The 22,509-nt window shown below is 64.5% G+C and carries 20 protein-coding genes; 3 read left to right on the top strand and 17 right to left on the bottom strand.

Going from position 1 to position 22,509, the window contains the following annotated elements; translation table 11 throughout:
- The 7 genes from WCE05_RS14450 to WCE05_RS14420 form a co-directional block, all read right to left on the bottom strand.
- Nucleotides 1-795: an ABC transporter ATP-binding protein gene (locus WCE05_RS14450; RefSeq protein WP_225790012.1), complete on the bottom strand. Its 795-nt coding sequence runs from the start codon at nucleotides 793-795 to the stop codon at nucleotides 1-3.
- Nucleotides 792-1,925 carry an ABC transporter permease gene (locus WCE05_RS14445; RefSeq protein ID WP_225790013.1) on the bottom strand — a complete coding sequence of 378 codons (1,134 nt, stop codon included), beginning with the start codon at nucleotides 1,923-1,925 and terminating at the stop codon, nucleotides 792-794. The genes WCE05_RS14450 and WCE05_RS14445 overlap by 4 nt, the downstream gene beginning before the upstream one ends.
- Nucleotides 1,926-2,043: 118 nt before the next feature.
- On the bottom strand, nucleotides 2,044-3,066 hold the full coding sequence (locus WCE05_RS14440) for a DUF5924 family protein (RefSeq protein ID WP_225790014.1): 1,023 nt from the start codon (nucleotides 3,064-3,066) through the stop codon (nucleotides 2,044-2,046).
- Nucleotides 3,067-3,232: 166 nt separating this feature from the next.
- Complete coding sequence (locus WCE05_RS14435; protein ID WP_368816093.1) at nucleotides 3,233-4,639, bottom strand: M16 family metallopeptidase; 1,407 nt, start codon at nucleotides 4,637-4,639, stop codon at nucleotides 3,233-3,235.
- Nucleotides 4,640-4,669: 30 nt separating this feature from the next.
- On the bottom strand, nucleotides 4,670-6,328 hold the full coding sequence (locus WCE05_RS14430) for a Na/Pi cotransporter family protein (RefSeq protein WP_225790016.1): 1,659 nt from the start codon (nucleotides 6,326-6,328) through the stop codon (nucleotides 4,670-4,672).
- 237 nt (nucleotides 6,329-6,565) lie between these two features.
- Nucleotides 6,566-7,336, bottom strand: a complete 771-nt coding sequence (locus WCE05_RS14425; RefSeq protein ID WP_225790017.1) for a TerC family protein — start codon at nucleotides 7,334-7,336, stop codon at nucleotides 6,566-6,568.
- Nucleotides 7,337-7,402: 66 nt separating this feature from the next.
- Nucleotides 7,403-8,710: a CitMHS family transporter gene (locus tag WCE05_RS14420; protein ID WP_225790018.1), complete on the bottom strand. Its 1,308-nt coding sequence runs from the start codon at nucleotides 8,708-8,710 to the stop codon at nucleotides 7,403-7,405.
- Nucleotides 8,711-8,978: 268 nt separating this feature from the next.
- On the opposite strand from WCE05_RS14420, the gene WCE05_RS14415 reads away from it, so the two are divergent.
- Nucleotides 8,979-9,380 (top strand): GFA family protein, encoded by a 402-nt coding sequence (locus WCE05_RS14415; RefSeq protein WP_225790019.1) that lies wholly within the window; start codon nucleotides 8,979-8,981, stop codon nucleotides 9,378-9,380.
- Between the two features lie 68 nt (nucleotides 9,381-9,448).
- Here WCE05_RS14415 and WCE05_RS14410 read toward each other — a convergent pair whose 3' ends face one another.
- The 10 genes from WCE05_RS14410 to gcvA all read right to left on the bottom strand — a co-directional run bounded on the left by WCE05_RS14410 (nucleotide 9,449) and on the right by gcvA (nucleotide 19,409).
- Entirely contained in the window at nucleotides 9,449-11,407 is a 1,959-nt protein-coding gene (locus WCE05_RS14410; RefSeq protein ID WP_368816092.1) for a DUF4105 domain-containing protein, read from the bottom strand.
- Nucleotides 11,404-11,724 (bottom strand): DUF2388 domain-containing protein, encoded by a 321-nt coding sequence (locus tag WCE05_RS14405; protein WP_225790021.1) that lies wholly within the window; start codon nucleotides 11,722-11,724, stop codon nucleotides 11,404-11,406. The genes WCE05_RS14410 and WCE05_RS14405 overlap by 4 nt, the downstream gene beginning before the upstream one ends.
- 36 nt (nucleotides 11,725-11,760) lie before the next feature.
- Nucleotides 11,761-12,054, bottom strand: a complete 294-nt coding sequence (locus WCE05_RS14400) for a DUF2388 domain-containing protein (RefSeq protein WP_225790022.1) — start codon at nucleotides 12,052-12,054, stop codon at nucleotides 11,761-11,763.
- Nucleotides 12,055-12,143: 89 nt separating this feature from the next.
- Entirely contained in the window at nucleotides 12,144-12,464 is a 321-nt protein-coding gene (locus WCE05_RS14395) for a DUF2388 domain-containing protein (protein WP_225790023.1), read from the bottom strand.
- 314 nt (nucleotides 12,465-12,778) lie between these two features.
- Complete coding sequence (locus WCE05_RS14390) at nucleotides 12,779-12,994, bottom strand: DUF1127 domain-containing protein (RefSeq protein ID WP_225790024.1); 216 nt, start codon at nucleotides 12,992-12,994, stop codon at nucleotides 12,779-12,781.
- Between the two features lie 473 nt (nucleotides 12,995-13,467).
- The gene (locus tag WCE05_RS14385; protein WP_253081720.1) at nucleotides 13,468-14,961 is read right to left on the bottom strand and encodes an acetyl-CoA hydrolase/transferase family protein; all 1,494 of its coding nucleotides are present in this window, start codon (nucleotides 14,959-14,961) and stop codon (nucleotides 13,468-13,470) included.
- 214 nt (nucleotides 14,962-15,175) lie between these two features.
- A complete protein-coding gene (locus WCE05_RS14380; protein ID WP_225790026.1) occupies nucleotides 15,176-16,612 on the bottom strand; it encodes an NAD(P)(+) transhydrogenase (Re/Si-specific) subunit beta in 1,437 nt (478 codons plus the stop codon).
- Nucleotides 16,613-16,614: 2 nt separating this feature from the next.
- The gene (locus WCE05_RS14375; RefSeq protein ID WP_003256966.1) at nucleotides 16,615-16,929 is read right to left on the bottom strand and encodes an NAD(P) transhydrogenase subunit alpha; all 315 of its coding nucleotides are present in this window, start codon (nucleotides 16,927-16,929) and stop codon (nucleotides 16,615-16,617) included.
- Between the two features lie 11 nt (nucleotides 16,930-16,940).
- On the bottom strand, nucleotides 16,941-18,062 hold the full coding sequence (locus WCE05_RS14370) for a Re/Si-specific NAD(P)(+) transhydrogenase subunit alpha (RefSeq protein ID WP_368816091.1): 1,122 nt from the start codon (nucleotides 18,060-18,062) through the stop codon (nucleotides 16,941-16,943).
- A 429-nt stretch (nucleotides 18,063-18,491) separates the two neighbouring features.
- Nucleotides 18,492-19,409, bottom strand: a complete 918-nt coding sequence (gene gcvA / locus WCE05_RS14365) for a transcriptional regulator GcvA (RefSeq protein ID WP_253081721.1) — start codon at nucleotides 19,407-19,409, stop codon at nucleotides 18,492-18,494.
- Nucleotides 19,410-19,571: 162 nt separating this feature from the next.
- Between gcvA and WCE05_RS14360 the strand changes: the two genes are divergently transcribed.
- Both WCE05_RS14360 and WCE05_RS14355 read left to right on the top strand, forming a co-directional pair.
- On the top strand, nucleotides 19,572-20,753 hold the full coding sequence (locus WCE05_RS14360; RefSeq protein WP_225790029.1) for an acyl-CoA dehydrogenase: 1,182 nt from the start codon (nucleotides 19,572-19,574) through the stop codon (nucleotides 20,751-20,753).
- 15 nt (nucleotides 20,754-20,768) lie between these two features.
- Nucleotides 20,769-21,989 (top strand): CaiB/BaiF CoA-transferase family protein, encoded by a 1,221-nt coding sequence (locus WCE05_RS14355; protein ID WP_253081722.1) that lies wholly within the window; start codon nucleotides 20,769-20,771, stop codon nucleotides 21,987-21,989.
- The last annotated feature ends 520 nt before the right edge of the window (nucleotides 21,990-22,509 follow it).

Raw genomic sequence — 22,509 nt, 5'->3', positions numbered from 1 at the left:
TCAGCGCTCCTGCTCCGCACGGCGGGCGGCGTCTTCGGCCGCCCGCCCGCGCGGGCCGTGAAAGTATTCGTGGATCCAGGGGTCGTCGGTCTGCTCGACCTGTGCCAGGGGGGCGGCCACCAGCACCTTTTTCTGCGACAGTACCGCGACCCGGTCGGTGATGGTGTAGAGCGTGTCCAGGTCGTGGGTGATGAGGAATACCGAAAGGCCCAGGGCGTCGCGCAGGGTCAGGATCAACTGGTCGAAGGCTGCGGCGCCGATCGGGTCGAGGCCAGCGGTGGGCTCGTCGAGGAACAGGATGTCCGGGTCCAGGGCCAGGGCCCGGGCCAGGGCGGCGCGCTTGACCATGCCGCCGGACAGCGACGATGGGTACTTGTCGGCAGCGGAAATCGGCAGGCCGGCCAGGGCCAGCTTGACCCCCGCCAGGTGTTCGGCGTCCGGGCGGGACAGCCCGGCATGCTCGATCAGTGGCAGGGCGACGTTCTCGGTCACGGTCAGCGAAGAGAACAGCGCGCCCTTCTGGAACAGCACGCCGAAGCGCCGCTCCACCCGCGAGCGCTGGGTATCGCTGGCCTGGGCCAGGTCCTGGCCGAACACCTTGACCTGCCCTTCGTTGGGCCGCCGCAGGCCGACGATGCTGCGCAGCAGCACCGACTTGCCGCTGCCCGAGCCGCCGACCACGGCGAGGATCTCACCGCGATACAGGTCCAGGTCGAGGTTTTCATGGACAACCTGGCTGCCGAAGCGGTTGCAGATGCCCCGCGCCTCGATCACTTTCTCGCGCGTGCCGTTCACCAGCCCATCTCCATGAAGAACAGCGCGGCCACCGCATCCAGCACGATGACCACGAAGATCGACTGGACCACGCTGGAGGTGGTATGCGCGCCCACCGATTCGGCGCTGCCGCTGACCTTGAAGCCTTCCAGGCAGCCGATGGCGGCGATCAGGAAGGCGAAGAACGGTGCCTTGGCCAGGCCTACCAGGAAGTGCTGCACGCCGATGTCGCTCTGCAACAGCGAGAGGAACATGGCTGGTGAGATATCCAGCGACAGGGCGCAGACCACCGCGCCGCCGATGATCCCGCAGAGCATCGCGACGAAGGTCAGCAGCGGCAGGGCGATCAGCAGGGCCAGGACCCGCGGCACCACCAGCAGCTCGATGGGGTTCAGGCCCAGGGTGCGGATGGCGTCGACCTCTTCGTTGGCCTTCATCGAGCCGATCTGCGCGGTGAAGGCGCTGGCGGTGCGGCCGGCCATGAGGATGGCGGTCAGCAGCACGCCGAATTCGCGCAGGAAGGAGAAGGCCACCAGGTCGACGGTGAAGATGCTCGCGCCGAAGTCGGCCAGTACCGTGGCGCCGAGGAAGGCCACCACCGCGCCCACCAAGAAAGTGAGCAAGGCCACGATCGGCGCGGCATCGAGGCCTGTCTGCTCGATGTGCGCAACCACCGGCGTGACCCGCCAGCGATGCGGCTGCAAGGCGCGTCGCAGCAGTGTCTCGAGGATCAGGCCGATGAAGCCGAGCAGTTGCCGGGTGTCCTGCCAGAGGGTATCGACGGCCCGGCCGATGCGCTCGAGCAGTTGCAGCAGCACTGGGCGTTCCGGCGCCTTGACCGGGATGCAGTAGTCCTGCACCGAACAGTAGACGTTCTTGAGCAGGGCGCGGCTGGCGTCGGGAAGGTCGCCGGTGCAGCGCGACAGGCGTTCGGCACCGAGCAGTTCGGCCAGCAGCGAGGCGCCGGCGGTGTCCAGGCGGCCCAGCTGGCTGAGGTCGGCGACCGTGTCGTCGCCGTATTGCGGGCGCAGGCGCTCACTCTCGCGCTTGAGGCTGGCGTAGTGGGCCAGGGTCCAGTCGCCGGCGATACGCAAGCAGGCCGGTTGGCTACTGGTGTCCAGGGTGGCGCTGGGGGTTGTCATAGGCTCCATGCATTTGACCGGGCGCGAGGCATCGAGTCAGATCATAGCGTAATGGCGGCATTTGGGGCTGCTTCGCAGCCTATCGCCGGCAAGCCGGCTCCCAGACAGGTTCAGCGGTGCCCTCGGGCTACTGTGCAGGTGCATCGTCCACCACCCTGAAGCGCAACACGCCAATCACCTGCCCATCCTCGGTCAGCACCCTCACCTGCCACTTGCCCACCGGGTTGGGCGGGAAGTTCTGCTTGTGCGTCCAGGCCCGGTAGCCTTCCTTGCGTCCGCCGTGGATATCCAGGGCGATGCGATCCACCTCTTTACCATCGAGCTGCCACACGTGGTAGATGCGTTCGTTGAGGCCGCGCGGGGCATTGATCGCGGTATAGGCATACAGGCCGCCGCTGCGGATGCGGCTGGCAGCGACTTCCTCCAGAGAGTCGCCCGGCTGGCGGTTCTGCACTTCGGTGCTGACGGCCACCTCGGTCATCCACAAGGTGGCCGGCGGCACCCAGGAACGCAGCAACCAGCCACCGCCGCCGACTGCCAGGGTCACCAGCACCAGAGCCACGCCGCGGCGCCAGGTGTTGATCGGGAAGCTGCTGGCCAGGCTGGGGAAGGACAGCGCCATGGCGGCGACCAGGGCCAGCTTGAAGCTCTGCGCCGTGGTCAGGTGCAGGATGATCGGCAGCGCCGTGAGCAGCGCGGCGAACAGGGTCAGGGTGTGCAGGGCGAGGAACAGCCAGCGCCGGGGCGCCAGCCACTTGTAGTACAGCGGGTCGATGATCGAGATCAGCCCCGCAGCGCCGAGCAGGCCGGTGAAGACCAGTTGCCCGCTGTTCCAGGTGGTGGTGATGAAGAAGAACGGCAGGACGAAGAACAGGCTTTCCTGGTGGATCATCTGCGTCGCGTAGCGCAGCAGCGGTTGCGGGATCTCGCGCTTGAAGGCTCGGGCGAACAGGCCCGTGAGGGTGTTTTCCAGCATCAGCCAGACCCAGCTGACCAGCATGACGATGGCGATCCAGCTGGCCAGGCCGGCCTGGCGGTCGACCAGGATGAAGCTGCCGATGCCAGAGAGAAAGCCGCAGAGCGCGATGATGCCGGGGTAGCGCTTGAGCAGTTCGATCACGCGCAGGATGAAATTGGGTATCGGAGGCATGGGGCTGATAGACAGAGAGATTTAGGTGCCGGTTCTGGCTCGGTCGCAGGACGAGCCTGCTCCCACAGGCTTGCGCAAAGCCTGGCACGAATCCTGTGGGAGCGGGCACGTCGGGGCGCCGAACCGCCGTGAAAGGGCCGGATGATGGCTACAGGATACCGCTGAATCAGGGCTGGCGTGTAGCGCCGCTGGAGCGTGGCGTCGGGTGGCGGCGACGGCGCAGCAGCCCGGCGGCCAGGACCAGGCCCAGCAGCAGTGCCAGCAAGCCGTAGAGTTCGTCGTAGCCGAGCAGCGGTTTTTCGATACGCAGGTAGCCTGGGTCGTCGAGCAGCGTGCGCAGGGCTTCGTCGGCCTGCTTGAGGCTGACCTGGCGCAGCTTGCGGACCGGGTCGGCGAAGCGCCCGTCGGTGTAGTCGTTCAACGCGCCCCAGTAGTAGTCGGCCAGGGCGCTGTTACCCTGGGTGGTCCAGCTTTCGCGGGCGATGGCTGCTTCCTTGAGGCGCGCGAAGGTGTCCGGGTCCAGGCCGTTCTTGCGCAGGTGGTCGAACAACTGCTGCATGACCTTGACCGCTTCGTCGATGTCCTGCCGCTCAAGGTCGGCATTGAGGCTGAGCATGCCCCGGTCGCCAAAGCTTTCGCGTTGCACCGAGGGCCCATAGGACAGGCCATGGCGCAGGCGCAACTGGTCGTACAGGGCCCAGTCCAGGTAGCGCGAGAGCAGGTCGAGGGTCTGGTCGTGGGCGTTGTCCAGCACCGGCTCGATGAACAGCCAGTGCAGCTTGACGCTGTCGCCCAGCCAGCCGCGGGTCAGGTCGCGGCGCTGTTCGGCCTGGCGGCTGATGCTTTCCAGGCTGCGCCGCTCGCCTGGCTCCACGGCCGGCAGCTCGCCATAGGTGCGCTCCAGGTAGGCCGGCAGCAGGCGGTCGAGGCCGCCGACGACAATCAGGGTCATGTTGTTGGCGGCATACCAGTGCTCGCGCAGTGCCTGGACCTGCTCCAGGGTCATGTCGTCGAGGTTGGAGCGCTCCGGGCACTTCAGGCCCAGTTCCACGGCCAGTTGGTCGCTGGCGCGGTGGCCGATGTCCTGGCGGTCGAGCCAGCGCTGCAGGTGGCCGTAGTGGCCGCCGTCCTCGCGTTCGATGATCTTCTTCGCCGTGGCCAGGGCCTTGCCATCGATACGTGTGTCGCGGATCGCCGCCAGCAGCAGGTCGAGGACCTTGCGCTGGTTGCGCGCCGGCGCCTCGACGACGAAGGTGGTGTCGGCGCTGCTGGTGTAGGCGTTCCACTCCCCGCCCAGTGCCTGCATGCGCTCTTCCAGGCCGCCCTCGCCGCTGGCGTCGATGCCGCTGAACAGCAGGTGTTCGAGCAGATGTGGCAGCTCCCGCAGGTCGCAGTCGAAATCGTCCAGGCCAACCCCCACCACCAGGCGGATCGCCACATGGTCGCGCTCGTAGCCCGACTTGAGGATCACCTGCAGGCCGTTGGGCAATAGATACCCTTCGACCCGGGAGCGATCGAGGGCGAACGTGGGCAGGCTGCACAACAGCAGGCAAACGAACATCAGGCAACGCATGGGCGAGCTCGGGTCTCCAGGTACGCGGGATCAGGACAGGCGGGCTTCGTCCGGCACGCTGTCGAGCAGAAGCCCGCCCGTGTCCGCGCCGCCCAGTACCACATAGGCACTGCTGCAGAACAAAGAGTTCAACCGCTTCATGTCGGCGATCAGCTCCAAGTGTAGCGAACTGGTCTCGATACTTTGCACCACTTTGCGTTGCAAACGGCTGACATGGGCGTGGGCCAGGCGTCGCTCCTGGGCGCGGAAGCGGCGTTTCTCGCGTAGTAGCAGGCGGGCGCTCTGCGGATCGGCGCTGAGGAACACCGACAGACCCAGGCGCAGGTTGGCCAGCAACTGCTCCTGCAGGCCAGTCAGTTCCTCCAGGCCGACCTGGGAGAACTCGCGGCGCTGGGAGGTTTTTTGCTGCTGGACCTTGCGCAGCATGCGCTCGATCAGGTCGCTGGCGAGCTTGAGGTTGATCGCCAGCTCGATGATCTCGGCCCAGCGCCGGTTGTCCTGTTCGCTGAGATCCTCCCGCGACATCTGCGCCAGGTACAGCTTGATGGCGCTGTACAGGGCTTCGGCATCCTCGACCAAGGCGCGTACCTGCTGCGGCATGGCGGTCTGGGTGCCGCGCAGGGCACCCAGCATGGCTTCGAGCAGGCTGTCGACGATGTCCCCCAGGCGCAGGGTCTCGCGCGCGGCGTTGGCCAGGGCCAGGCTCGGTGTGTCGAGGGCGGAGGCGTCCAGGTGGCGTGGCCGGATCTGGCCGTTGCCGTTCTCGCGCTCCGGCAGCAAGGCGTTGCACAGGCGCCCCATGGGCTTGACCGTGGGCAGCATGATCAGGCAGCGCAGGGTGTTGTAGAGCAAGTGGAAGCCGATCACCAGCTCCTGCGGGCTGAACCTCAGCGAGTCCATCCAATCCACCAGCGGGTGCAGCACCGGGATCACCAGCACCAGGCCGATCAGTTTGTACAGCAGGCTGCCCAGTGCCACCCGTCGGCCCGCGGCGTTCTGCATGCTGGTGGTGAGGAAGGCCAGCAGGCCGCTGCCGATGTTGGCGCCGACCACCAGGCCGATGGCCACCGGCAGGCTGATGACTTCCGCACCGGCCAGGGTGGCGGTGAGCAGCACGGCGGCCAGGCTGGAATAGGACACCAGGGCGAACAGGGCTCCGACCAGGGCGTCGAGCATGATGTCGCCGGTCAGGGAGGCGAACAGGACCTTCACGCCCTGGGCATGGGTGATCGGCGTGGCCGCCTGGACGATCAGCTCCAGGGCCAGGATGATCAGGCCCAGGCCGATGCCCACGCGGCCGAGCTGGCCAGCGCGGGTCTGCTTGCGCGAAAGAAAGAAGATCACTCCGAGGAAGACCAGCAACGGCGACAGCCATGACAGGTCGAAGGTCAGTACCCGGGCCATCAGCGCCGTCCCGACATCGGCACCGAGCATGATCGCCAGGGCCGGGGTCATGGCCATCAGGCCCTGGCCGACGAACGACGTCACCAGCATGGCCGTGGCGTTGCTGCTCTGCACCAGCGCGGTGACCAGGATGCCGGCGATGAAGGCCAGCGGGCGCTTGCTCATGTTCTGGCTGAGCACCCGGCGCAGGTTGGAGCCATAGACCCGCAGGATGCCGGTTCGCACGATGTGCGTGCCCCAGACCAGCAGGGCCACGGCGGAGAGCAGGTTGAGCAGGGTCAGCATGTTTCGAGGCCCCCCTAATGCCTTCGCCCCAGCGTGGGGCCAACGGGTGAAGCCGTGAGGCGGGTTTGCCCCGTGCTCACTCAAGCTTTAGTTGTTTTGCGGACTTGCCGCCAGCTTGGCATGGCTGAAACATATTTGAAACATTTCGTCGCGGGACCCAGCCCGCTGCTACAAGCCCTGTGGCGGGCATGAATGAAAGAAGGCCCCGGAGGGCCTTCTTTCTTGCGCGTCCTGATCTTATTGACCCGGGATGTCCTTGCGCAGTTTCACCGGCTCGTGCTCCTTGCCCTCTTTGCGCGCCATGGCCGTGCGCATGCGGATGTTGATCGCCTCCACCGCCAGGGAGAACGCCATGGCGAAGTAGACGTAGCCCTTGGGCACGTGCACGTCGAAGGATTCGGCGATCAGCACGGTACCGACCACGATCAGGAACGACAGGGCGAGCATCTTCAGCGACGGGTGCTTGTCGATGAAGTCGCTGATGGTGCCGGCGCAGAGCATCATCACCAGCACCGCGACGATGATCGCGGCGATCATCACCGGCACGTGGGAGACCATGCCCACGGCGGTGATCACCGAGTCCAGGGAGAATACGATGTCGATGATGGCGATCTGGATGATGGTGTAGAAGAACTGGCCACCGGCGCCCTTGGGCGCTTCCGGGCTCTCGTCCTCGCCTTCCAGGCCGTGGTAGATCTCCTGGGAGCTCTTCCACAGCAGGAACAGGCCACCGAAGAACAGGATCAGGTCGCGCCCGGAGATGCCCTGCTCGAGCACGACGAACAGGTCGTCGGTCAGGCGCATCACCCAGGTAATCGACAGCAACAGCAGGATGCGCGTGACCATGGCCAGGGCCAGGCCGAAGATCCGGGTGCGTGGCTGCATGTGCTTGGGCATGCGGCTGACCAGGATCGAGATCATGATGATGTTGTCGATACCGAGGACGATCTCAAGTGCCGTGAGGGTGAAAAAGGCAACCCAGATTTCCGGGCTGGTCAGCCATTCCATGTGTATTCCTTCGAACGATAGAGGCGATGCGCCCGGGCTCGGGGCGCATCGCGGTTTGGGCTTGTCTTACAGACTGCTGAACAACGGGAAAATCCCCATGAGCAGTGCGGCGAGCATTATGCACAGGCACACCAGCACTGCCCACTTGAGGGTGAAGCGCTGGTGGTCGCCGAACTCGATGCCGGCCAGGGCCACCAGCAGGTAGGTGGAGGGTACCAGGGGGCTCAGCAGGTGTACCGGTTGCCCGACGATCGATGCACGGGCCATCTCCACCGGGCTGATGCCGTAGTGGCTAGCCGCTTCCGACAGGACCGGCAGGACGCCGTAGTAGAACGCATCGTTGGACATGAAGAAGGTGAACGGCATGCTGACGATCGCGGTGATCACGGCCAGGTACGGCCCGAGCGCCTCGGGAATCACCGACAGCAGGCTCTTGGACATGGCCTCGACCATGCCGGTGCCAGACAGGATGCCGGTGAAGATGCCCGCGGCGAAGATCAGGCCGGTGACCGCCAGGACGCTGCCGGCATGGGCGGCGATGCGGTCCTTCTGCTGCTGCAGGCACGGGTAGTTGACGATCATGGCGATGCTGAAGGCGATCATGAACAGCACCGGCAACGGCAGCGCGCCGGCGATCAGCGCGACCATCAGGGCGGCGGTCAGGGCGCCATTGAACCAGATCAGCTTGGGCCGACGTGCCTCGGGGAACTGCGACACGCTGATCTCGCTGTGGTCGATGTCGTCGGTGGGCAGGTGCAATTCGCCCAGGCGGGCCCGCTCACGCTTGCCGTACATGTAGGCGATGCCCAGGATCGCCAGGACACCGAACACCATGGCCGGGATCATCGGCACGAAGATGTCCGACGGGTCTACGTGCAGCGCGCTGGCCGCGCGGGCCGTGGGGCCGCCCCAGGGGGTCATGTTCATCACCCCGCCGGCCAGGATGATCAGGCCGGCCATGATCCGCGGGCTCATCCCCAGGCGGCTGTACAGTGGCAGCATGGCCGCGCAGCAGATCATGTAGGTGGTGGCGCCGTCACCGTCGAGCGAGACCACCAGGGCCAGCGCCGCGGTACCGACCGAGACTTTCAGCGGGTCGCCCTTGACCAGCTTGAGGATCTTGCGCACGGCCGGGTCGAACAGGCCGGAGTCGATCATCAGGGCGAAATAGAGAATGGCGAACATCAGCATCACGCCGGTGGGCGCAAGCTTGCTGATGCCCTCGAGCATCATCGGGCCGATATGGCTGTAGAAGCCCCCGAACAGGGCGAACAGGATCGGTACCAGGATCAGGGCGATCAAGGCCGATAGGCGCTTGGTCATGATCAGGTACATGAAGGTGATGACCATGGCAAAGCCGAGGAAGGTCAGCATGGCGGTACTCCAGGCGTGGCGCGTCGAAAGGCGGGTCGATTCGGGCGGATCAGCGCGTCAGGCGCTGCGCATGGAATAGCGGATGGGGTACGGCGAGGAGGCGGTTGCAGGAAGACATCAGTATCACCATTGTTTTTGTCGATTGGGCCGGGCGCGGAATGTTCCGGGTGCCCTGGCTGACCGGTCTGTCGCCGGTAGTGGGGCTATCCTATTGGCGAAAGCTTTCAGCCAGCTTTCGCCTGGGACAAGGCGACGGGAGGTCATATCGATGCCGGAGGTACAAGAAGGCGGCTGCCATTGCGGCGCCCTGCGCTATCGCCTGGAGGGTGACCTGACGGATGTCGCCCATTGCCATTGCTCGATCTGCCGGCGGGTCAGCGGTGGGTTGGTGGTCACCTGGCTCACCCTGCCTCGCACCGGCTTCCAGTGGCTGGCGGGCACGCCCAGGTGCTATATGGCGCCGGCCAGCTGCAGCCGTTACTTCTGTGGCCAGTGCGGGGCGCACGTGGCCCTGGTGACCTCGCACAGCCCGGACAGCATCGATGTGACGGTGGCGACGCTGGATCATCCGCAGCGGGTGCGGGCCCATCGGCATATCTGGACCAGCAGCCGGTTGCCCTGGCTGCACCTGGATGAGGACTTGCCTGGGGAGACCGAGGAGCGTCTTTAGGCGGCTGATGGGATGGCGCTGCGAGTCTGGGGCCGCTTTGCAGCCCGTGACGCTCCGCGGCCCAGCCATCAGGGCAGTTGCAGCCCCCCGGCCGCCTTGTGCAATGCACGCAGGTGCTCGCCGATCTGCTGCACATTGGCCTCCACTGCGGCGATCTCCCTGGCCCGCTCAGGCTCGAGCAAGGCCCGCACTGCCTTGTCCAGATCGGTACTCAGGCGCAGCAGTTGCGCCTGGCGCTCGCTGCTGACCTGCTCCAGGTGCTTGCGCTCGTCCGGCTGGGGCAGGCCATAGCCGCTGCTGCCCAGCAGCTCCGCCGGGCGGCTGAGGAAGCCGCTGTTGGCCAACATCTGCTGCAAGGTCTCGTTGGCCTTGGCGATGCTGCCATCCTTCAGCGCCTGGGCGTTCAGGTAACGCTGCTTGACCTCGTCCTGGGCCAGCAGCAACTGGCGGCGCAGGCTGGCTTGCTCGAGCAGGAGCAAGGCGGCGCTGGTGCGCAGGTTGGCCTGCTGGAACCAGGTGCCGCGTTCGCTGGCGTCCAGGGCGAGCCAGTCCTCGACCTTCACCTGCTTGATCGGCAACTGCTGCTTCAGTACCTCGAACATGGCCTGGTAGCGATCGCGGTAGGAGTCGAAGCGGTAACCCAGGCGCAGGGCCTCGCGCGGGTCGTCGAGCACGCTGGTGTCGGCCAGCCCACGGCCCTTGAGCACCTCCAGCAGGCCGTTGGGCATGATACTGTCCAGGTCGTTGAGGCGCGGGTTGGCAGTGCCGCTGCGCAGCAGCTTCAGCGACTCCACCGCACAGTTGTTGGACAGGAAGTAATAGTTGCCGTCATAGCTCCAGTGCATCTCGGCGGCCTGGCGCACCAGCCCTTCCACCTCCTGGCGGTTGAGCTTGAGCGGGATCGAGGCCAGGCTGCGCAGCTCGGTCTTGGTGTACTCGTCGATCACCTGGCCCAGGGGCAGGACGAACAGTCGCGACGGATAGGCGCCGGTGAGACCGTCCCAGCTGGACAGTTGCAGGTCGTTGACGAAGGCCCGGTACGACAGCACCAGGTGTTGGTCGAGGTCCAGCCGGCAATCCGGGCCGCGCGGCCGGCCCGGGGCGCAGATCACCAGGCGCAGCATGCTGTGGCCCCAGCGGCTGACCCAGTTCTGGTTGGCCTCGGCCAGCAGGTAGTCGACCTCGTAGACCCGCTCGGGGTCGATCTCGCCCAGCGGCTGGCGCGCGAAATCGTTGCCGGCATTGAGGAATGGCAAGCCCTTGGCGCAACTGGCTTGTGGCGGTGCCCAGGCGAAATGCTCGCGCAGGTACTGGTTCAACGCCGGGCGGCGGCAGGCGTAGCTCGGGTCGAGGAGAAAGTACTCCATGTTGACCGCGATGAACTCCTTCGGGCTGCTCAGTTCGTAGCTGTCGGGGCTGCGTACCAGCTGGCCGTTGTGCAGCTCGCGCTCGCCACGGCGGCCGACGTATTGCGGCCAGCCGGCCAGGTCGAGCAGGCGCGGATCGTCGCTGAGGGTGAAGCGCCGTTCGGCCTGGCCACGGCACTGCTCTGGCAGGCCGACCTTGCCCAGGCTGCCCTGCTGGCGCGTGCAGCGGGCGATCAGCTGGCGCTCGCCGGCGGGCCAGAGGCGGGCGCGGTCGTAGAGGTGGGTCAGTTCGTGCAGCACGGTGGCCAGCAACTCCTGGCGCACGGTGCCATGGGGGCGCCCGGTCTGTTCGCGGGCCGCGCTGCCGTCCACCAGCCCGGGAAGCAGGCGGCGGTTCAGCTCTAGGGTGGAAACCAGCGAGGCCTGGCCGTAGGCGTCGGCAGGCATGCGCTCGCTCCAACTGACCTGGACGCGGCGGTCCAGTCGCTGCTTGAAGCGCGGCGGGAGCTTGCCCAGGGCCTCGTCGAGCAAGGCCTGGGTGGCATGCTGTTGCCGTGGGGCGAGCCCTTGGGCCTGCAGCTCAAGCTGCAGGTCGGCCAGGGCGGGCGTGCCGAGCAGCGTCAGGGCGCAGCCGAGCAGCCAGGCACGCACGCGTCTCACAGCGCCAGGATGGCTTCGGCCAGTACCTGGTCGTTGGCGTCGCGGGCTTCGGGGACGCGCTGGCGAATGGCATTGAACGCGGCCTCGAGCTGGGCACCACGGATTTCGCCGTGGCTGGCGACGAAGCTGGCCGCGTCGTCGCGGGCTTCCTGCACGACCTTGGCGTCGCGGATGGAGGTGGTGGTGTCCGAGGTGAAATCGATCGAGCGACCGAAGGCGCGCACGATGATGTTGCTGGTGGCCACCAGGGTTCGTGCCTGGGCCAGGTCGGCCAGCAACAACATGCCGAGGATGGCGGCGATCAGCGGTTTACGCATGGAGCATCTCCGAAAGATACAGGGAGTCAGGTGTAGTCATTGGACGAGAATGGCCTCGGCCAGTTCACGGTCGCCGACAGAGTGATGTGGGTAGGCACGTCGCAGCGAATCCAGCGCTGCCTGCAGGCGTGCGCCACGGATCAGGCCGTCGGTGGCGACGAAGGCCGCGGCGTCGTCGCGGGCCTGGATGACCAGCTTGCGGTCGAACGGGGCGGTGGTCACCTGGCTGGTGACGTAGCCGCTGACAACCAGGCTCTGGGTGGTGACATCCATGGCATGGGCGCTTCCCATGCCGGCGAGGGCGAACAGCAACGGCAACAGATAACGCATGGACTTTCTGTAAACGATGGACTCGGGCGGCGAAGGCTACCCCGGATGCGCCGACGAGGGCCAGCGTATCCGGGCGTTGCGGCGAAGGCTCAGAGCGCCAGGATGGCCTGGGCCAGTTGTGCGTCGCTGGCCTGCAGGGTCGGCATCTGCTGGCGGATATGGATGAAGGCGCTCTCCAGCTTCGCGCCCCGGATGCTGCCTTCGCTGCCGACGAAGCTGGCGGCGTCGTCACGGGCGGCCTGGACGATCTTGTCGTCACGCAGCGACGAAGACAGGTCGGAGGTGGCGTCGGTGGAGGCGGCGACACCGCGCACGACCGCGTCAGTGGTGACGACGAAGCTGGAGGCGTTGGCGGTGCCGGTCAGGGCCAACAGCAGGGCGGCGCCAACAAACAGGTGGTTACGGGACATGGTCATGGACTCCTGCACTAGGGGGTTCTGGTTATCGGACGCTCGTTCGGCTCGTCGCGGTACGTGTCTATTTACCAGGCTGGTAAGCCAAGCGTATCACGCGGCGATGTTTCCAGATGTTTTATGGTGAGGTTGGGTGATAACTGTTATGGAATTTTAAGATCTTATTAAAACTGTACCTGTCGCAGTGATCTTTTCGCGGGCACCACAGGAAGCCCCTTTTGGCCTGAAGCAAGCGACAAAAAACCCGCCGCGGTCTCCCGTGGCGGGTTCTTGGAATTCTTTGGTGCCGGGCAAGCCCGGCGAACCAAGGCTCAGCGCCAGAACGGCTTGCTCAGCTCTTCGTAGCGCTGCGACTCGCTGATACCGGCATCGGCCAGCAGGCGGGCGTCCAGGCGAGCCAGCTGACGGCGGCTGGAAACGCGGCGCTGCCACAGCAGCAGGGTGGACAGAGCGCGCAGAGGCAGCGAAGCGTGGGCGTTTTGAGCGTTGTTTTCGAAAACCAGACCGGAACTCAGGGTGCGTTCCATGATGTGTCATCCTTCCGCTTGTGGCGGCATTGGGTAGTGATTTAACTGATGCCAATGATCCGCTTCTGCTGTCCAGAACAGTAGATACAGTTCAACAGTATTGCGATGGTCCAGTTAACTGTTTAACCCTGCTGTTGCACTCGAATTTGGCGTAACTGTACTGGTCTGCACTTATTTGGTGCGTTTATGAGTGGATTCAGGATTTTGTCAGGCGGGAGGTCGCTAAATTATAGGTACAGTAGAACAGTTTTTTGAGGATGTGCTGTTCGAACTGTGCAGGCCTGCTTCCACAGAGTCATGGGCAGCAACTGTCGTGCTTTTGTCTGTACCGGCCCCATCGCCGGCAAGCCGGCTTCCACAGGTACTCCACCAGGGCTGAGGGCAGTGGTGAACCTATGGGAGCCGGCTTGCTGGCGATGGGCTGCAAAGCAGCCCTCTAGCTCACACTGGTTTTCAGAGGGGCTGGTACTGGCTCAGCTGGCGAGCATGCGCCCGCTTTCTTCCAGGTTCTCGTGCCAGCTCAGGGCCTCGCGCAGGATATGCGGGGTATGGCCACCACGCTGGCAGGCGCGCTCGAAGTAGTCGTTCAATGCGGCGCGGTAGTCCGGGTGCACGCAGTTGTCGATGATCGCCCGGGCACGTTCGCGTGGTGCCAGGCCCCGCAGATCGGCCAGGCCTTGCTCGGTGACCAGGATGTCGACGTCGTGCTCGGTATGGTCGACATGGCTGACCATCGGCACCACGCTGGAAATCGCGCCGCCCTTGGCGATCGACTTGGTGACGAAGACGGCCAGGTGAGCGTTGCGGGCGAAGTCGCCGGAGCCGCCGATGCCGTTCATCATCTTGGTGCCGCAGACGTGGGTCGAGTTGACGTTGCCATAGATGTCGAACTCGAGCGCAGTGTTGATACCGATGATGCCCAGGCGACGCACCACTTCGGGGTGGTTGGAGATCTCCTGCGGGCGCAGCACCAGCTTGTCCTTGTAGCGCTCCAGGTTGCCGAACACGTCAGCGTTGCGGCGGGTCGACAGGGTGATCGAGCTGCCCGAGGCGAAGCGCAGCTTGCCGGCGTCGATCAGGTCGAAGGTCGAGTCCTGCAGCACTTCGGAGTACATGGTCAGGTCTTCGAACGGCGACTCGATCAGGCCGCACATCACCGCGTTGGCGATGCTGCCGATGCCAGCCTGCAGCGGGCCGAGCTGGTTGGTCATGCGGCCGGCGGCCACTTCGCGCTTGAAGAAGTCGATCAGGTGATCGGCGATGGCCTGGGTCTCGTGGTCCGGCGGCAGCACGGTGGACGGCGAGTCCGGCTGGTCGCTGATGACGATGGCGACGATCTTCGCCGGGTCGATCGGGATCGCGGTGCTGCCGATGCGATCGTCGACCTTGACCAGCGGGATCGGGGTGCGGGTCGGGCGGTAGGTGGGGATATAGATGTCGTGCAGGCCTTCGAGGTTGGCGTTGTGCGAGAGGTTGATCTCGACGATCACCTGCTTGGCGAAGATCGCGAAGCTGGCCGAGTTGCCCACCGAAGTGGTCGGTACGATGTGGCCTTGCTCGGTGATGGCCACCGCTTCGATGACCGCGATGTCCGGCAGCTTCAGTTGCTGGTTGCGCAGCTGCTCGACGGTTTCCGACAGGTGCTGGTCGATGAACATCACCTGGCCGTCGTTGATGGCCTTGCGCAGGGTGCTGTCCACCTGGAACGGCATGCGGCGGGCCAGGACACCAGCCTCGGTCAACTGCTTGTCCAGGTCGTTGCCCAGGCTGGCGCCAGTCATCAGGCTGATCTTCAGGGGCGACTGCTTGGCGCGCTCGGCCAATGCGTGGGGCACGGCCTTGGCTTCGCCGGCGCGGGTGAAGCCGCTCATGCCGACGGTCATGCCGTCCTGGATCAGGCCAGCGGCGTCAGCCGCACTCATTACCTTGCTGTGCAGGGAGGACAAGCGGATACGATCACGGTACATGGATTGTTATCTCGGGCTACTGAAGCTACTGGAGCGCAGTCTAGAGATTTCGTCCGGTGCCGTCCCGCGACCATGGTCGAATGCGAAGGCCGGAAATAGAGCCGTTGATCTGGAACAATAAACGGTGGCGAATCCTGGGAATGTGTTCGCCGGGGGGGTGTCATGGGCATGTGGGTGAAGGCTGCAAAGCAACCCTCGCCCCGCCCTTCTTCTTTTATTCCACAGCCTTGACCATGTCCTCGAGGACCTTCTTGGCATCCCCGAACACCATCATGGTCTTGTCCAGGTAGAACAGTTCGTTGTCCAGGCCCGCATAGCCGCTGGCCATGGAGCGCTTGTTGACGATGATGGTCTTGGCCTTGAACGCCTCGAGGATCGGCATGCCGGCGATCGGCGACTTGGGATCGTTCTTCGCCGCCGGGTTGACCACGTCGTTGGCGCCCAGCACCAGGACCACGTCGGCCTGGCCGAACTCGGCGTTGATGTCTTCCATTTCGAACACCTGGTCGTACGGCACTTCGGCCTCGGCCAGCAGCACGTTCATGTGCCCGGGCATGCGCCCTGCCACCGGGTGGATCGCGTACTTCACGTTCACGCCGTTGTGGACCAGCTTCTCGGTCAGCTCCTTGAGCGCATGCTGGGCGCGGGCCACCGCCAGGCCGTAGCCGGGGACGATGATCACGCTGTCGGCATTGCTGAGCAGGAAGGTGGCATCGTCGGCCGAGCCGGATTTCACCGGGCGCTGTTCCTGCGAGCCTGCGCTTGCGCTCGTGTCGACGTCGGCGCCGAAGCCACCGAGGATGACGTTGAAGAACGAGCGGTTCATCGCCTTGCACATGATGTACGAGAGGATCGCACCGCTGGAGCCGACCAGGGAGCCGGCGATGATCAGCATCGAGTTGTTCAGCGAGAAGCCGATACCAGCCGCCGCCCAGCCCGAATAGCTGTTGAGCATCGACACTACCACCGGCATGTCGGCGCCACCGATCGGAATAATGATCAGCACGCCCATGATGAAGGCCAGGACCAGCATCAGGGTGAAGGCACTGTAGTGGCCGGTGAAGGTGAACAGCAGGCCCAGGGCGATGGTGGTCAGGCCCAGGATCAGGTTCAGCTTGTGCTGGCCGGCGAACTGTACTGGTGCGCCCTGGAACAGGCGGAACTTGTACTTGCCCGACAGCTTGCCGAAGGCGATCACCGAGCCGGAGAAGGTGATGGCGCCGATTGCCGCACCGAGGAACAGCTCCAGGCGGTTACCGGTGGGGATCGGGTCGCTCATGCTGGCGACGATGCCCAGCGATTGCGGCTCGAGCACCGCGGCGATGGCGATGAACACTGCCGCCAGGCCGATCATGCTGTGCATGAAGGCGACCAGCTCGGGCATCTTGGTCATTTCCACGCGCTTGGCCATGATCGAGCCGGCGGTGCCGCCAACCAGCAGGCCGACGATCACGTAGCCGATGCCGGCCGTCGCGAGCTCGGCGCCCAGCTTGTAGATGAGGCCGACCGTGGTGAGGATGGCGATGGCCATGCCGATCATGCCGAACACGTTGCCCCGGCGCGAACTGGTCGGGTGCGACAGGCCCTTGAGCGCCTGGATGAAGCAGACCGAGGCGACGAGGTAGAGAAGCGTTACCAGATTCATGCTCATACTTACTTCTGCGCCTCGTTCTTGGTTTTCTTCTTGAACATTTCCAGCATGCGCCGGGTGACCAGGAAGCCACCGAACACGTTGACCGCCGCCAGCGCCACGGCCAAGGTGCCCATCAGCTTGCCGGCCGGGGTGACCGTCAGCGCGGCAGCCAGCATGGCGCCGACGATGACGATCGCCGAGATGGCGTTGGTGACCGCCATCAGCGGGGTGTGCAACGCCGGGGTGACGTTCCAGACCACGTGGTAGCCGACATAGATGGCCAGCACGAAGATGATCAGGTTGTAGATCCCGTGGGAGATCAGCATGTCTTCCATTGTCGTGCTCCTTAGGCGTTCTTGCGCACGACCTGGCCGTCGCGGCACATCAGGCACGCGGCGACGATGTCGTCTTCGAGGTTGATCACCAGCGCGCCGTCCTTGTCGAACAGCAGCTTCATGAAGTCCAGCAGGTTGCGTGCGTACAGCGCCGAGGCGTCGGCGGGTACCTGGGCCGGCAGGTTGGTCGGGCCGACGATGATCACGCCCTGCTCGGTTACCACTTGGTCAGGCACGGTCAGCGGGCAGTTGCCCCCTTGGGCGGCGGCCAGGTCGATGACCACGGCGCCGGGTTTCATCTGCGCCACGGTTTCGGCGCTGAGCAGGGTCGGAGCCTTGCGCCCGGGGATCAACGCCGTGGTGATGACGATGTCGGCTTGCTTGGCACGCTCGTGCACTGTCTGGGCCTGGCGTTGCATCCAGCTGGCGGGCATCGGGCGGGCGTAACCGCCGACGCCTTCGGCGCATTCGCGCTCCTCGTCGGTCTCGTAGGGCACGTCGATGAACTTGGCGCCGAGGGATTCGATCTGTTCCTTCACCGCCGGGCGCACGTCCGATGCCTCGATCACCGCGCCCAGGCGCTTGGCCGTGGCGATCGCCTGCAGCCCCGCGACACCGGCGCCGAGCACCAGTACGCGCGCAGCCTTCACGGTACCGGCGGCGGTCATCAGCATGGGCATGAAGCGCGGGTAGTGATGGGCGGCCAGCAGCACCGCCTTGTAGCCGGCGATGTTGGCCTGGGACGACAGCACGTCGAGGCTCTGGGCTCGCGAGGTGCGTGGCGCGGCCTCGAGGGCGAAGGCGGTGATGCCGTGCTCGGCCATCTTGGCGATCAGTTCGCCGTTGAACGGATTGAGCATGCCCACCAGCAGGCTGCCGCTGTTGATCTGGGCAAGTTCCTGGTCGTTGGGTGCGACCACCTTGAGCACCAGTTGCGCGCCGAAGGCATCGGCGGCGCTGCCCAGGGAGGCGCCTGCGGCCTCGTAGGCACTGTCCGGAATGCTGGCCTGAAGCCCTGCCCCCCGTTGGACGGTGACCTGATGACCCTGGCCAACCAGCTTCTTGATGGTTTCCGGGGTGGCGGCGACCCGCGTCTCGCCCGTCTGCGTCTCGAGAGGAACACCAATGTGCACGACTTTGTCTCCTGCGGTGACCTTTTTATCGTTGTGGATACCGGCAATCGCGGACGAGCCCGCAACGTTGCACTGGCCCGACCGTTGAACGCGGCCCGCCTGATCCGGGGCGGGCGGAGCATTTTGCAGATGAACCTGAGGAGCTTCAACCGGTTCTGAAACGAAACGATCTTAAAACTACAAGTCACCCTGTGACCGTATGTCGCAACGATTCGGCTTAAGCCCATCAAGGACGGGCTATTGGGAGATTAATGGAAAATTTGAAAAATTTTGCAGGGATTTCGCTAATGCACTCGTGAGTGTCGCAAAAAATCCCTGGAGGCCGCATGGTTGTTAGCGCGCAGAGGATTTTGACAGTGACCTGAACAGTTTTCGTATTTGCGACAGATACGTATATCTGTAGGTGTTTAAAATAATTGACTACAACGCTCAGGCAGAGGTTTCGCTTCGGTGTGTCGCGGTATAGCGCTGGGCCTGCTCCACCAGCCAGTCGCGGAAGGCTCGCAGCGACGCGGACTCTACCTTGCGATCGGGAATCATCAGGTAGTAGGCCTTGGCACTGGACAGCGCATGGCGGTTGGCGATCACCAGCCTGCCCTCTTCCAGTTCGCGCTGGATCAGGAACGGCGGGATCAGCGCGATCCCCATCTCATGCATGGCGGCCTGGGCCAGCATGGAGAATAGTTCATAGCGCGGGCCTGTCATGTCTCGGTCCACGCTCATGCTCAGGCTGTCGAACCATTGTCGCCAGGCATAGGGGCGGGTGGTCTGCTGCAGCAGTGGCAACTCGGCGATGCGCTGGGCCTCGAGAGTGCCCTGTCCGCCCAGCAGCGCCGGGCTGCACACCGGCAGCGGGTTTTCGCCCATCAGCCGGTGGGACTGGGTGCCGGACCAGTCGGCGTCACCGAAATAGATGGCGGCATCGAACGCGGTGTCGGCGAACAGGAACGGGCGCGTGCGGTTGGTGAGGTTGACGGTGACCTCGGGATGGCGCTGCTGGAAGTCCTTCAGGCGTGGCAGCAACCATTGGGTACCGAAGGTCGGTACCACGGCCAGTTCGATCACGTTGGCGCCCTGCTGGCGCATCACCGACAAGGTGTCGCGCTCCACGGCGTCCAGTTGGGCGGCGACCTGGCGGCTATAGGACAGGCCGGCTTCGGTCAGTTTCACGCCCCGGCGCGAGCGGCGGAACAACTCGACATTGAGGAAGCTTTCCAGCCCACCGATCTGCCGACAGACGGCGCCCTGGGTCAGGGCCAGCTCTTGGGCGGCCTTGGTAAAGCTCTCGTGGCGGGCTGCCGCTTCGAAGCAGACCAGGGCGGTAGTGCTGGGGATCTTGCGGCGCATGTACGTCAACCTCACTTGTCGAGCGTCGAATAAGGCGATTTGCAGATTTTCCAAGTGAGAAAATATCACTAATCGGTGCGCAATCCTCGTTTGTCCCGACAGCCGATCAGGCCTAGGATCAAGGCACGAGAAACCTGTTCCCATATTTCGAGGAATTCGCTCATGGCCGGTAAAGCAAGCTTCAACTGGATCGACCCGCTGCTGCTCGACCAGCAGCTCACTGAAGAAGAGCGCATGGTGCGTGACAGCGCTTATCAGTTCGCCCAGGACAAGCTGGCGCCGCGCGTGATGGAAGCCTTCCGCCACGAGCAGACCGATCCGGCGATCTTCCGCGAGATGGGCGAAGTCGGCCTGCTTGGCGCGACCATTCCGGCGGAATATGGCGGCAGCGGCCTGAACTACGTGTGCTACGGCCTGATCGCCCGTGAGGTGGAGCGTATCGACTCCGGCTACCGGTCGATGATGAGCGTGCAGTCGTCGTTGGTGATGGTGCCGATCAACGAATTCGGCAGCGAGGCGCAGAAACAGAAGTACCTGCCCAAGCTGGCCACCGGCGAGTGGATCGGCTGCTTCGGCCTGACCGAGCCCAACCATGGCTCCGACCCGGGTTCGATGATCACCCGCGCGCGCAAGGTCGACGGCGGCTACCGCCTGAGCGGCAGCAAGATGTGGATCACCAACAGCCCGATCGCCGATGTCTTCGTGGTCTGGGCCAAGGACGATGCCGGCGACATCCGCGGTTTCATCCTCGAGAAAGGCTGGGAAGGCCTGAGCGCTCCGGCGATCCATGGCAAGGTCGGCCTGCGTGCTTCGATCACCGGCGAGATCGTCATGGACAGCGTGTTCGTGCCGGAAGAGAACATCTTCCCCGAGGTGCGCGGCCTGAAAGGCCCCTTCACCTGTCTCAACTCGGCCCGTTATGGCATCTCCTGGGGCGCGCTGGGCGCGGCGGAAGCCTGCTGGCACACCGCCCGCCAGTACACCCTGGACCGCAAGCAATTCGGTCGCCCGCTGGCGGCCAACCAGCTGATCCAGAAGAAGCTGGCCGACATGCAGACCGAGATCACCCTGGGCCTGCAGGGCTGCCTGCGCCTGGGCCGGATGAAGGACGAAGGCACCGCCGCGGTGGAGATCACCTCGATCATGAAGCGCAATTCCTGTGGCAAGGCGCTGGAGATCGCCCGCCTGGCCCGCGACATGCTGGGCGGCAATGGCATTTCCGACGAGTTCGGCGTGGCCCGTCACCTGGTCAACCTCGAGGTGGTCAACACCTACGAAGGGACCCACGACATCCACGCGCTGATCCTTGGCCGTGCCCAGACCGGTATCCAGGCGTTCTATTAATAGAGGAGCCAGGCCATGGGTGCGCTATCCCATCTGCGGGTGCTGGACCTTTCGCGCGTGCTGGCCGGGCCTTGGGCCGGCCAGATCCTCGCCGACCTCGGGGCCGACGTGATCAAGGTCGAGCGCCCGGGCACGGGTGACGACACCCGTTCCTGGGGGCCGCCCTTCCTCAAGGATGCCCAGGGCGAGAACACCAGCGAGGCGGCCTACTACCTGTCGGCCAACCGCAACAAGCGCTCGGTGACCATCGACTTCACCCAGCCGGAAGGCCAGCGCCTGGTGCGCGAGCTGGCGGCGAAGTCGGATATCGTCATCGAGAACTTCAAGGTCGGTGGGCTGGCCGCCTATGGGCTGGACTACCAGAGCCTGAAGGCGGTCAACCCGAAGCTGATCTATTGCTCGATCACGGGGTTCGGCCAGACCGGGCCTTATGCCAAGCGCGCCGGCTACGACTTCATGATCCAGGGCCTGGGCGGGCTGATGAGCCTGACCGGGCGCCCGGAGGGTGAGGAAGGTGCAGGGCCCATGAAGGTAGGCGTGGCGCTGACCGATATTCTGACGGGGCTATATTCGACGGTGGCGATCCTGGCTGCCCTCGCCTATCGCGACCAGACCGGCGTCGGCCAGCACATCGACATGGCGCTGCTGGATGTGCAGGTGGCCTGCCTGGCCAACCAGGCGATGAACTACCTCACCACTGGCACGCCACCCCGGCGCCTGGGCAATGCCCACCCGAATATCGTGCCCTACCAGGACTTCCCGACGGCGGATGGCAACTTCATCCTCACCGTGGGTAACGATGGCCAGTTCCGCAAGTTCGCCGAGGTGGCCGGGCAGCCGCAGTGGGCGGACGATCCACGCTTCGCCACCAACAAGCAGCGGGTTGCCCATCGTGCCGAGCTGATTCCGCTGATCCGCCAGGCTACGGTATTCAAGACCACGGCCGAGTGGGTCAGTGAACTGGAGAAGGCTGGCGTGCCCTGTGGTCCGATCAACGACCTGGCGCAGATGTTCCAGGATCCGCAGGTGCTGGCCCGTGGTCTGGCGGTGGATATCCCTCATCCGCTGGCCGGCAGCGTGCCGCAGGTGGCCAGCCCGATTCGGCTGTCGGAGACGCCGGTGGAGTATCGCCAGGCGCCACCGCTGCTGGGCGAGCATACCGAGGCGGTGTTGGGCGATGTGTTGGGGTTGGAGGCCGGGGCGGTGCAGCGCTTGCGAGAGGCTGGGGTGCTCTGAGTGGGTGGCTATATAGAGAACGGGGAGGCCAGTAGGCCTCCCCGTTTCGTCTGTGCCGTGCTCTTTATTTAAAGATTTATGAAAATAACGGTTGACGGGGTTTCGAATCCCCTTATAATGCGCCCCACTTCCGACGTAGTCGAAACGAAAAACTCCTTGAGATTCAATGAGTTGAACGATTCAGGTAGTGTCGGGAGGGCTTCGGTCCTTAGATCGGCAGCGGTGCAAAAGGCAGTTGACAGCAGGCGGTAACGCTGTATGATTCGCCTCCCGCTACGAGCGATCGCAGCGAGTCAAGTGGTTGAAGTGAAACGAAAAACTTCAAAATAAACGCTTGACAGACTCTGAGGAAAGCGTAGAATGCGCGCCTCGGTTGAGACGAAGCGCTCTTGACCAAACGCTCTTTAACAATCGAATCAAGCAATTCGTGTGGGTGCTTGTGAGTACGGACTGATAGTCGCCAAGATTATCAGCATCACAAGTGGCCATATGAGAAATCACATAGTCATTTGAGATTGCT

Source organism: Pseudomonas sp. I2 (assembly GCF_040984075.1).
GTDB lineage: Bacteria > Pseudomonadota > Gammaproteobacteria > Pseudomonadales > Pseudomonadaceae > Aquipseudomonas > Aquipseudomonas guariconensis_B.
This window is presented reverse-complemented; position numbering and strand designations above follow the sequence as displayed.

What these genes read in the sequence shown, in the direction of transcription:
- WCE05_RS14360 (WP_225790029.1), top strand. Translation starts at nt 19,572, where the DNA reads ATGGCCGGTAAAGCAAGCTTCAACTGGATCGACCCGCTGCTGCTCGAC.
- WCE05_RS14440 (WP_225790014.1), bottom strand. Translation starts at nt 3,066, where the DNA reads ATGCCTCCGATACCCAATTTCATCCTGCGCGTGATCGAACTGCTCAAG.
- WCE05_RS14405 (WP_225790021.1), bottom strand. Translation starts at nt 11,724, where the DNA reads ATGCGTAAACCGCTGATCGCCGCCATCCTCGGCATGTTGTTGCTGGCC.
- gcvA (WP_253081721.1), bottom strand. Translation starts at nt 19,409, where the DNA reads ATGCGCCGCAAGATCCCCAGCACTACCGCCCTGGTCTGCTTCGAAGCG.
- WCE05_RS14435 (WP_368816093.1), bottom strand. Translation starts at nt 4,639, where the DNA reads ATGCGTTGCCTGATGTTCGTTTGCCTGCTGTTGTGCAGCCTGCCCACG.
- WCE05_RS14400 (WP_225790022.1), bottom strand. Translation starts at nt 12,054, where the DNA reads ATGCGTTATCTGTTGCCGTTGCTGTTCGCCCTCGCCGGCATGGGAAGC.
- WCE05_RS14390 (WP_225790024.1), bottom strand. Translation starts at nt 12,994, where the DNA reads ATGGAACGCACCCTGAGTTCCGGTCTGGTTTTCGAAAACAACGCTCAA.
- WCE05_RS14415 (WP_225790019.1), top strand. Translation starts at nt 8,979, where the DNA reads ATGCCGGAGGTACAAGAAGGCGGCTGCCATTGCGGCGCCCTGCGCTAT.
- WCE05_RS14425 (WP_225790017.1), bottom strand. Translation starts at nt 7,336, where the DNA reads ATGGAATGGCTGACCAGCCCGGAAATCTGGGTTGCCTTTTTCACCCTC.
- WCE05_RS14375 (WP_003256966.1), bottom strand. Translation starts at nt 16,929, where the DNA reads ATGGAAGACATGCTGATCTCCCACGGGATCTACAACCTGATCATCTTC.
- WCE05_RS14385 (WP_253081720.1), bottom strand. Translation starts at nt 14,961, where the DNA reads ATGTACCGTGATCGTATCCGCTTGTCCTCCCTGCACAGCAAGGTAATG.
- WCE05_RS14445 (WP_225790013.1), bottom strand. Translation starts at nt 1,925, where the DNA reads ATGGAGCCTATGACAACCCCCAGCGCCACCCTGGACACCAGTAGCCAA.
- WCE05_RS14430 (WP_225790016.1), bottom strand. Translation starts at nt 6,328, where the DNA reads ATGCTGACCCTGCTCAACCTGCTCTCCGCCGTGGCCCTGCTGGTCTGG.
- WCE05_RS14420 (WP_225790018.1), bottom strand. Translation starts at nt 8,710, where the DNA reads ATGCTGACCTTCCTCGGCTTTGCCATGGTCATCACCTTCATGTACCTG.
- WCE05_RS14395 (WP_225790023.1), bottom strand. Translation starts at nt 12,464, where the DNA reads ATGTCCCGTAACCACCTGTTTGTTGGCGCCGCCCTGCTGTTGGCCCTG.
- WCE05_RS14380 (WP_225790026.1), bottom strand. Translation starts at nt 16,612, where the DNA reads ATGAGCATGAATCTGGTAACGCTTCTCTACCTCGTCGCCTCGGTCTGC.
- WCE05_RS14355 (WP_253081722.1), top strand. Translation starts at nt 20,769, where the DNA reads ATGGGTGCGCTATCCCATCTGCGGGTGCTGGACCTTTCGCGCGTGCTG.